At 43.7% G+C, this 10630-nt stretch carries 10 protein-coding genes; 4 read left to right on the top strand and 6 right to left on the bottom strand.

All coding sequences use genetic code 11. The features are described 5' to 3' along the window. Nucleotides 1-432, bottom strand: a 432-nt coding sequence (locus BCT49_RS05735) for an arginine deiminase-related protein (RefSeq protein ID WP_241908041.1), incomplete at its 3' end; no start/stop codon positions are given. Nucleotides 433-998: 566 nt separating this feature from the next. On the opposite strand from BCT49_RS05735, the gene BCT49_RS05740 reads away from it, so the two are divergent. Further along, nucleotides 999-2849, top strand: coding sequence for an ABC transporter ATP-binding protein (locus tag BCT49_RS05740; RefSeq protein WP_102434489.1), 1851 nt, complete (start codon nucleotides 999-1001; stop codon nucleotides 2847-2849). 287 nt (nucleotides 2850-3136) lie between these two features. Further along, entirely contained in the window at nucleotides 3137-3841 is a 705-nt protein-coding gene (locus BCT49_RS05745; protein ID WP_102434490.1) for a DUF445 family protein, read from the top strand. Between the two features lie 135 nt (nucleotides 3842-3976). On the opposite strand, the gene BCT49_RS05750 is transcribed toward BCT49_RS05745, so the two are convergent. Beyond that, nucleotides 3977-4465, bottom strand: coding sequence for an Lrp/AsnC family transcriptional regulator (locus BCT49_RS05750; RefSeq protein WP_102434491.1), 489 nt, complete (start codon nucleotides 4463-4465; stop codon nucleotides 3977-3979). Nucleotides 4466-4744: 279 nt separating this feature from the next. Between BCT49_RS05750 and BCT49_RS25780 the strand changes: the two genes are divergently transcribed. Then, a complete protein-coding gene (locus BCT49_RS25780) occupies nucleotides 4745-4915 on the top strand; it encodes a hypothetical protein (RefSeq protein WP_017106072.1) in 171 nt (56 codons plus the stop codon). A gap of 614 nt (nucleotides 4916-5529) precedes the next feature. Here the strand turns inward: BCT49_RS25780 and BCT49_RS05760 are convergent. Then, the gene (locus BCT49_RS05760; protein WP_102434492.1) at nucleotides 5530-6384 is read right to left on the bottom strand and encodes a nuclear transport factor 2 family protein; all 855 of its coding nucleotides are present in this window, start codon (nucleotides 6382-6384) and stop codon (nucleotides 5530-5532) included. A gap of 124 nt (nucleotides 6385-6508) precedes the next feature. Then, on the bottom strand, nucleotides 6509-7396 hold the full coding sequence (locus BCT49_RS05765) for a helix-turn-helix domain-containing protein (protein ID WP_102434493.1): 888 nt from the start codon (nucleotides 7394-7396) through the stop codon (nucleotides 6509-6511). Between the two features lie 224 nt (nucleotides 7397-7620). Between BCT49_RS05765 and BCT49_RS05770 the strand changes: the two genes are divergently transcribed. After that, on the top strand, nucleotides 7621-8142 hold the full coding sequence (locus tag BCT49_RS05770) for a MerR family transcriptional regulator (RefSeq protein ID WP_102434494.1): 522 nt from the start codon (nucleotides 7621-7623) through the stop codon (nucleotides 8140-8142). A gap of 119 nt (nucleotides 8143-8261) precedes the next feature. Here the strand turns inward: BCT49_RS05770 and putP are convergent, their stop codons facing one another. Then, entirely contained in the window at nucleotides 8262-9752 is a 1491-nt protein-coding gene (gene putP, locus BCT49_RS05775; protein ID WP_102434588.1) for a sodium/proline symporter PutP, read from the bottom strand. Between the two features lie 169 nt (nucleotides 9753-9921). Continuing rightward, nucleotides 9922-10626: a 1-pyrroline-5-carboxylate dehydrogenase gene (locus BCT49_RS05780; RefSeq protein ID WP_102434495.1), complete on the bottom strand. Its 705-nt coding sequence runs from the start codon at nucleotides 10624-10626 to the stop codon at nucleotides 9922-9924. Nucleotides 10627-10630: the final 4 nt, after the last annotated feature.

The following is a 10630-nucleotide window of genomic DNA, read 5'->3' on the forward strand; positions in this document are numbered from 1 at the left end:
ATCTAAGCGGAGAAGAGCCGACTCACTATGGTTAACAATACGACCAGATGCCTCTAGCGCTTCAATAAGAGCATGTGGCTTAACTTCATGTTGACGGTTTTCACAGGCCATAGGGAAAGTGAATAAGCTTCCATCACCACAAGTGCTGAACCAGTTGTTTGGGAATACGGCATCAGGCGTTTCTACGCCCAGTTCTGGGTAATCAAACTCTACAACTTGCACACCTTCTTTACGTAACGAAGCGACCATCGTCTTAAACTCGGCCATCGTTTCTAACTTAACCTCAGCTTCAGTCAGACTGACTCTGTTTTGAAACTCGTTATCACGTGCAGTTTCTTCGTTAAATTTAAATTCTTTTGGCGGCACCATAACAACGCAATTGGCGTTTTGAACATTAGTAATATGAAGTGATTTTTTGTGTAGGTTTAACATCTCAACCGTCCCTATCTTTTATTTACCTCAGAATTGTAAACAAGTTGTTACGACAATATTCACTGAAAATAATAATGATTTGAATATTTATCCCAAACAATTACTGCAAAACTCAGTTTATTCGGTAATTTTTACTGCAAGATAACAGCACATCAGAAAGAACCAACAGTTTGCATATCCGTTTAAGAACTTGCTGAATAAATATCCGAAACTCATTATCTAGCTCGCCGCGAGTTTAGGTTACAATTTAATCCATTTAACGTTAGGATTATCATCGTTGCATAACCATCAATTACGTTTGAAATAAGCTTAACTTTTCCTGTCTACTTCAATCTAAAATAAGCGTCATGAAAGACACTCTTTGGACCTTTCCTGCGTCGCTTAAACCAAAGTTAAAAATAAAGCTAAAAAACAAAATCCATCGAATGGCTTAATGCTTATAAGAACGCATTGGCACTTATATAATTTCAAACTAAGACTGAAAAATTCAAATCAAGACTATAAAAACAAAGTTGCACATCACGATGCTCTAACTCAAAGATGCAGTAGCTTATAAAGGGAAAACTATGTACAAGAAATTTGAAGGCTTTACTGAAGCCTTTCCAAAGGGAGAGCCGATACAACCTCCTACTGGAATACTGGCATTCTGCCGCCATTACACTCGAGGTTTCGAAAAACCGTTGATCTTGCTCGGCTTGATGAGCATGACCATCGCGATCATCGAAGTCGCGCTGTTCGGTTACATGGGACAACTGGTTGACTGGCTATCAACAAGCAACCCAGACACCTTTTTGGCAGACAACCAATCCACTCTGATGGGGCTTGGTATCCTGTTACTGGTCGTGATGCCAATCTTGATCAGCGTTTATTCGCTATTGCTTCACCAAACTTTGCTGGGTAACTATCCAATGTCGATTCGTTGGTTAGCGCACCGCTATCTTTTGAAACAAAGCTTGTCGTTCTATCAAGATGATTTTGCCGGACGTGTCGCCACCAAAGTCATGCAAACATCGCTCGCAGTGCGTGAAACCGTAACCAAAATGGTCGATGTGTTTGTTTATGTGACGGTTTACTTCACGGCGATGCTGTTCATGCTCGCTGAATCGGACTGGCGCTTAATGGCTCCAATGTTGATTTGGCTGTTCATTTACGTTGGTATTCAACTGCACTTCGTACCAAAGCTAAAAGACGTGTCTTCAGAGCAAGCCGATGCACGCTCACTGATGACAGGACGTATTGTTGATAGCTACACCAACATCGCAACGGTCAAACTGTTCTCACACAGTAAAAGAGAAACCGAATACGCCGAAGAAGGTATGGAAGGCTTCCTTGATACTGTACACCGTCAAATGCGCTTGGTAACTGGCTTCAACATCTGTGTTGAATTCGCGAACTACCTATTGGTGTTCAGCATTGCCGGTATCTCTATCTACCTGTGGCTAGATAACGCGATCACGGTCGGTGCGATTGCCATTGCAGTCAGCTTGGCTCTGCGTATTAACGGCATGTCGAAATGGATCATGTGGGAAATCGGCGGTCTGTTTGAAAACCTAGGTACTGTGATTGATGGCATTAAAACGCTGTCTAAGCCAATCGCTATCGAAGACAAGAAAGACGCTGAACCATTGAAGGTTCCACAAGGCGGTATCAACTTCGACAACGTGAGCTTCAACTACGGTGAGAATAAAGGCGTGATTAACAACCTGAATCTCAATATCAAGCCGGGCGAAAAAGTGGGCTTGGTTGGCCGTTCAGGGGCAGGTAAATCGACATTAGTTAACTTGCTCTTGCGCTTCCACGATGTAGAAGATGGTCGAATTTTGATTGATGGCCAAGAGATCTCATCGGTGACACAAGACTCGCTACGCAGCAATATCGGCATGGTGACTCAAGATACCTCACTGCTGCACCGTTCGATCAAAGAAAACATTCTTTACGGTCGTCCTGATGCATCAGATGAAGAAGTATATGCCGCAACTAAACAGGCACACGCTCATGAGTTTATCGAAACGCTAACCGACCCGTTTGGCAACATTGGTTACGATGCTCAAGTAGGTGAACGAGGCGTTAAGCTTTCGGGTGGTCAACGTCAACGTGTGGCTATCTCACGTGTACTTCTGAAGAATGCGCCGCTGTTGGTTCTGGACGAAGCAACATCAGCACTCGATTCAGAGGTTGAAGCTGCGATTCAAGAGAGTTTGATTGAGTTGATGGAAGGCAAGACAGTGATTGCGATTGCACACCGTCTATCGACCATTGCCGCAATGGACCGTTTGATCGTACTCGACCAAGGTAATATCGTTGAAGAAGGCACGCACCAAGAGCTCATTAGCCAAAACGGTATCTACGCTCAATTGTGGAATCATCAAACCGGCGGCTTCATTGCTGACGACCTTGAACACAAAACGAGTGCTTAATTTATGTGCTATTTTAAAAGTGCGGCGTAATTCACACCAAAATGTTAAATACTGGTAAATTACACGTGGCAGAATGTTATGTCGTAATTATATAATAGCGATAACAGATCAAGACGCTTCGCTTGCGCGTTCTGGAATAAGGCTAGACTTCGGGGGGAGGCTAGCCTTTTTTATGCTTGTTATTTCGCACTCTTTCCTACCTGTCCCATAAACTTCATCGATCCTTTTGTTTTTTTCTTGGCATTTTTTTCTTAAAATGCGCGCAGTATTCTTTCTAGAGATCAACCATGAACAAAAGTGTCTTAACTAACGTTATTGCGTTAGCACTGCTTGCTGGCGGCTATGCGACAGCAAACCAATACTTGCTTTATGCAGGCCTATTCGCCTTTTCTGGTGCCATCACCAACTGGCTTGCGATTCACATGTTGTTCGAAAAAGTACCCGGCTTATACGGTTCTGGCGTTATTCCAGCTCGTTTTGAAGAGTTCAAGGCCGCTATTAAGCAACTAATGATGGAACAGTTCTTTACTGAAAGTAACATCGACCGCTTCCTTAATAGTGAGATGACCGGAAAATCGCTCAATCTAGAGCCCGTGATTAAGAAGATCGACTTTAACCCTGCATTCGACTCACTGGTTCACGTTATCGAGAACTCACAGTTTGGCGGCATGTTGGCAATGGTTGGCGGCACAGAAGCCCTGCAGCCGATGAAAGCGCCATTTGTAGAGAAGATGCAAGAGTCTGTGATTGAAATCAGCAAGAGTGATTCGGTAAAAAATGCCATCAAGGATGAACTTGAATCACCTGCCATGATGGATGAAATCAAAGAGAACATTGAAGCGATCATCGACCAGCGTTTGAATGAACTGACACCAAAACTCGTGAAAGAGATGGTTCAGACCATGATCAAGAAGCACCTTGGCTGGCTAGTGGTTTGGGGCGGTGTATTCGGCGGTGTGATTGGCTTAATCTCTGCGGCAATTACGCTGTAATCGGTTTATCTGTTCCCACTCTAACTGCTCTAACTTAATCTGATTGCCCTTTTCTCAGGCACTCAACAAAAAATGGAAGCTCACGAGCTTCCATTTTTTAAATCTAAATAACCTTGGTAAAACGAAAGCAGGCCGCTATTTTAGGGTTGCTAATAGCTCAGGGTTAACACCAAAGCCCTTCTTATGCTCTTCAATCACCACTTCGCTGCGAGTCTGGATCACGCCAGGCAGCGTACCCAGCTTGGTGGCCATAAACGCTTGGTATGCCTTCATGTCTTTCACTCGAACCTTGATCATGGTGTCAAAATCACCGGAGAGGGAATAGCACTCCTCCACCTCGGGCATCATTTCAACCGCCTGTGCAAACTTATCAAAAATAGAGAAGCTCGTTTGGTCGAGTCGAATATGGATAAAGACTTGAACATCGAGCCCTAACTTCTCTGAACACAGCTCAGCATGATAGCCGGTGATGTAGCCATCTTTTTCCAATCGTTTAAGTCTATCGGAACATGGGGAAGTGGTTAGGTTGACTTGTTTTGCCAACTCAACAACAGGCAAACGCCCTTTCATATGCAGAATTCTTAGTATCTCTTTATCGATACGATCGAGTTGGTGCTGAGACATAACATTCCTTAAACATTCTAAATTCGGCTCAGTATATTCCATAGTAATCAAAATGGAGCAAAACCCCGCTCACACATTTAAAAAACTAAATGCGCTGTCAATATTCACAGGAGATATAAATCAACACAAACTGATAACAAGCCTTATAAATCATCTTCTGGTTATTAACAAATTATTATAAAAATGACCCAAATAACAAATAAGTTGAGCCAGAAACGAAAGAAAGGATATAGACCAGAGTGAATAATATAATTATCAAAGAGAAAGGATGACTCTATTATGAAAACGCAGGAACTCGCATACAAGCCGTATGGCATTGGCTCATGGACACACGTAACCGTATCAAAAGACGTCGCTCAAGCATTGGCAAGTGAGTACTCTAACTACGGATGGGACGTGAAAATTGATGGCAACTCCATTGAAGCAGAGCTAGCGTTACAAGCCGCCTAGAAATGAAAAAACCTCCAAGGCGGAGGTTTTTTTGATCTAAATGAGTAAGTACTTACTATTGGCTAAGCTAAGCCAACTTGCGGAACGATACTTCCAGATTCGCAACGGCAATTACACGTTCGGCAAAAATGTTGTGTTTCCATATCGTAGTACTGGTTGCCACTAAAAAGCTTAGATGTCCATTGCAACATGCGGCCAGAAGTCGTCTCAGGCTCTGATTCACAACGTTTCATTATAGACTTATGTAGTGTTGTTTTTTTACATCCTTTGCAATAGAGATCTGGCATACCTTTGTCCTATAGGTCTTTAGTGGTTACTGACAATTGACACATCATGTCCAATTCGGTTCCACAATTCACCGAGCTAATCACAAAAGTGAGCGCCAAGTTCAAAAAATAGCCATTTTTCTCTTCTATTTTTTGACATCAAACGTCATCAATCTCACTCCATTTTCCTTTATTGCCCTCTATCACTCGGTTTCGATTTACATTGTAAAACCCCTTAACAACAGTACTTCGCCCGAAACTGTCATCAAATTCACACATAAAAAAGCGGCACTTCACCTAAGAAAGCACCGCTTTAAATCGTTATTCTAGGTTCAATTTAGCTCAAACTTAAAAGCCAAATTTACCATTGTCATTTTTCCACTCTGAACGTGCAGGAATGGTTTCGATGGTGTCCCAGTGCTCTACGATTTTTCCGTTATCAACACGGAATAGATCATAAAAAGCAACGTGATTATTCATGAATTGGCCTTCACTGATCGACAACACAAAGTTACCTTGACCTAAGATCTTGTAGTTGGCGGTATAAACCATTGGCATTCCGGCTTCAGCTAGCGCACCCAATGCCTCGCCCAAACCGCTTAGACCATCGGCCACGCCTGGGTTGTGCTGTAAGTAAGCGCTGTCTTCGTTGTCGATATATTGATTAATCTTCGACATATCGCCGCTAATCAAAATGTCTTTGACGAAACCACCGACTAGCTGTTTATTTTGATCCGTTTTCTCAAGATCTACGACTTTAGTCGTGCCATCTAATTGAGTGCGTCCACTTGCGTTTGGTTTGGCAATGTCTTGTAGGTTATCCCAGTGTTCGACGATCAATCCATCTTCAAAACGGAACACATCGAAGCCGACTTTAGGGCCGAAGAAGTTGTATTCAGTATGCGTTACGACGAAATCACCGTCTTGAAATGAGCGCTTAACTTGTGCTTTCGCTGAACCTTCTGGCAACATTTGTAGCAATTCACCAAATCCCGCTAAGCCATCGCCGACCGCTAGGTTATGTTGAATGTATTTTTCAGGGTTGATGTAACTCACTGCTTTCGCATCGCCTGTTTCAATGCTTGAAATCACCGCAACGCCTTTCTCTTGAATAGAAAGCTCTTGAGCAGTCGCAGTGGTTGCGAAAGTAGCAGCGCTAAGTACGCTTGCCGCTAGTAATGTAGATTTAGTTATTGTTTTCATTTTTAAGTCCTCTCGTTGGCTTGGAAACTATATTAGTCAACGAGAGAAGTTCGCGGCAGAGTGTATTTAGGCGGAAAAATGGTAGATATCGAACCTTAGATTAATCGTGTCGACTCACTCGCGATTAAGAGAGTGATGGCTTTGAATATTTCTTTTGAAACTCACTAGGGGTCATTTCGGTATGATTTTTAAAGTACTTGACGAAATTGCTCGCGTCTTCAAATCCAAAATCTGACGCCATTTTTTGTGAAGTAATATTGCTAACCACTAGCTGACGCTTCATCTCTAACACGGTAAATGAGTCGATGATCTGCTTTGCCGTTAATCCGGTCGCGACCTTACACACTTGATTCAACGTCTTGTAGGTGGTGTTAATTTGATTGGCGTACCAGTTTGCATCGCGGACGCGCAGGTAGTTGTCTTGAAGCAGCTCGAAGTAACGAGCAAACTTGATGTTCTGCTGCAAGCTCAAGGCATCCTGCTTCACTTCCGGTCGCAGACGATGAAGAATTAGCGCCAATGCCGAGAACAGATACATCACGATCAAGGGATCAGATTCGGGTTGACTCAGTTCCATAGTAATTTGCTGTAACAGGCTCTGCGTTCGATCTTGATGAGGTTCGTCCAGTGACAACAGTGCAGAATGTGCCTTGTTCAAGTGGGTTGGTGTGTAGTTAGGCAAGCGCATATTAGCGTGGACACTGTCGAGGAAAGCCTGAGTAAACAAAACCGCAGTACCTTGAGGCTGGTGACTAAAATCAAAGGCGTGTACTTGTTCCCTTTGAATGAATACGACGCTTCCTTGGCTAAACGGGTAGTCTTCAAAGTCGACCATATGCGTGCCTGAGCCTTGCTCAATAAACAGAATTAAGAAGAAGCTGACACGATGTGGCAATTGAGGATCGTGGTCGATGTTGCTAGCAGAATAGAGTCTAGACAGCGGAATCAGCTCTAACTCAGCCTGTGCCGTTTTTTCATGATTAAATCCAACATTGGGGATCGCTTGTGGCACTTCGATATTCCTTTTCGCTTCCTACATCGCCATTTATCACTGTAATGTATCTCAACGAAAACTAAAATGTTCTCAGTACCAGAAACACGACTCAAGCATGGTCAGGAGTTCGAGGGTGGTATCAACCTCAACCAGATTACGTGCTATACACCTTAACTAGGCGCGATTAGAATACGCCACTCCTTGATGTTTCTATTCATCTAAGACGACCAAAGAGGCCGAAGATGCTCACTGTTACTCAAATTGCCAAGGCTTATAACATCTCTCGCACCACCATTCTTTACTACGAACGTGCAGGACTGCTTCTGCCTCACTGTCGTTCAGACAATGGCTACCGCTGGTATGGTGAAAAGGAACAGGCTCGTTTAGAGAGCATCATTTCCTACCGCTCTTTTGGTTTATCTATCCAAGAAATCACAGCGCTGCTTGATCGCAAAGATGACGTCAAGCAAGAGCAAACCTTAGTAAACCAGTTCAATGCATTAGAGAAAGAAATTCAGAACCTTCGCCAACAACAGAAAGCGATTGTGATGCTGTTGGAACAACCAGAATTGTTAGAACAGAAACTGCTAACAAAAGACCGCTGGGTACGTGTGATGGAAAACGCAGGGTTCAACGAAGAAGATATGAAAAACTGGCACAAGCAGTTTGAGAAGATGGAGCCGACGGCCCACCAAGAGTTCTTAGAGTCATTGAATATCGACCAGAAAGAGGTCGAAAGCATTAGGGAATGGTCAAAAAAATAGAGCCACCGAAGTGACTCTATTACTTTTTGCAATTATTTTTACTGATGTTCTTTGCTAGTTCATCAGAGTTTTACAATGTAAATTCGCCTAGTTTTTCACCTAGACGAATGACAATAAAACTAGTCTAGTTCTACCAGATTCTTCTCGAACTCAGCGTGTTGCTTCTTCACTTCGTCTTCTGGCTCACCCGTAATTAGGCTCACGATAACGATAGAAAGAGTCGATAGGATGATTCCCGGTACGATTTCGTACACATCAAACCAACCGCCCGTGAACTGCTTCCAAAGTACAATCGTAACACCACCCACCACGATACCCGCTAGAGCGCCGTTACGGTTCATACTAGACCAGTAAAGGCTCAACACGATAGCTGGACCAAATGCAGCACCAAAACCAGCCCATGCGTAAGATACAAGGCCAAGTACTGAGCTGTCTGGTGTCATCGCTAAGAATAGCGCGATAAGAGAGATTAGGATTACCGCAAAGCGACCCACACGAACAATCTCTTCTGACGTTGCGTCTTTCTTCAGAACTTGCTTGTACAGATCTTCTGCCATTGCAGATGAAGAAACAAGAAGTTGTGAATCCGCAGTACTCATGATTGCCGCTAGGATTGCAGCAAGTAGGATACCTGCGATTACTGGGTGGAACATTGCGTTAACAAGAAGCATGAAGATCTTCTCGCCATCGTCTAGCTTAGGTGCGCCAGAGTTAGTCACGTAAATTAGACCAACAAGACCCACTAGCATTGCACCAATCATAGAAAGAGCAGTCCAGATAACCGCAATGCGGCGTGCTGTCACAAGATCTTTGTTTGAACGAGTTGCTTTAAAACGAGCCAAGATGTGTGGTTGACCGAAGTAACCTAAACCCCATGCCGCTAGCGAGATGATCGCGATTGCAGAAAGAGGCTCACCCTTCGCATCATTCCATAGCGTTAATAGCTCTGGGTTGATGTTGTGTAGGTCGCTAGAAAGCTGACCTAAGCCACCGTCCATTGCAGCAATTGGTACAATCAATAGCGCTGCAGACATCAGTAGACCTTGAACCAAATCCGTCCAAGATACCGCTAGGAAGCCACCAAACAAGGTGTAAGAAACCACACATACAGTACCGATGATTACCGCTGTTGTGTAATCTAGGCCGAATACTGTTTCAAACAATTTACCACCTGCTACCAAGCCAGAACTTGTGTAGAAAAGGAAGAATAAAAGGATAAAGAAAGCAGAAATTGTTTGTATCAGCTTAGAGTTATCATTGAAGCGGCGAGATAAGAACTCAGGCAGAGTCAGTGATTCAGTCGTAATACTGTAAGTACGTAGACGTTTAGCACTGATTAACCAGTTTGCCCAAGTACCCACAAGTAGGCCACCAGCAAGCCAGAATGCTTCAAAGCCAGCAGCGTAAGCGTAACCTGGTAAGCCAAGTAGCAACCAACCACTCATGTCTGATGCACCAGCAGAAAGTGCAGCAGGCCATGGACCTAACGAACGACCACCTAGGAAGTAGTCAGTTGAGTTAGATGTACGTTTGTAAGCAATAACACCGATCGCTAGCATCATAATTAGATACGCAATGAACGTCGTCGTTATTGCAAAACTGTTTTCTATCATTTGATAGTCCTCATTTTGTAGAAAGCCTTCCATGCCTAATTCGATGCAATGCACTCACCATAAAGGTAAGCGAACACATTGAATTAGGGATTATGGCTCCAAATACCAATGGATAACTCCCAAAATGGAAAAAACCAAAAGTCTTTAGAGCCAGATTTACTGAAGGTTAGTGAGCTTCGCTTCCAAGTTCGAGCAAGGTCGCGTTACCGCCCACGGCTGTTATATTTATAGTTCGCGTACGCTCGGTAATGAAGCGCAGCGATAGGTGTGGATCATTAGCAACATTCATTGCGGTCAGATCCGTTTCAGCTACTAAACCGACGATTGCACCGTCACGCTTAGCAAGTTGTAAATTGATAGCTTGAGCCGTTTGTGAATTACCAACATAACCCGCACTTCGTACATCGCAGCTCAACAGCTGTTGAGCTGCGTCATACGAGGCAACTTGTACCAAGTTCGTTGGCAGATTCGCTTGTTTCGCGGCATCTGCAATTAATGTGTTGAACTGCACGTCATCACTGCACAATTGAACGCTGTTACCTGCCAATAGCGCAGAAGTAATCATCGCCATTGCGGTTTGCAGTGCAGGCACTTTCTCTTCACAATCATCAACAATCACTAAAGCCACACCGCGACCAGCGGCATACAGCTCATTGGTTTCGCCCGTAGGACCAGCCATTAGATGATATTCAGAAAGCAGCGCAGACGCTTGCTCTAGGTGATAAGTCGCCACCGCCGCCAAAGGCTTAGATTGACTCTCGATCTCTGATTTAAATGAAAGTACCTGAGCACTCTTATGATCAAAATCGGTAAGATTCCATTGTTCCCACGCTAACAAAGCATCAGAAAAACCTGTTACTTGATGAACCATGATA

Source organism: Vibrio lentus, from assembly GCF_002875945.1.
GTDB lineage: Bacteria > Pseudomonadota > Gammaproteobacteria > Enterobacterales > Vibrionaceae > Vibrio > Vibrio apostichopi.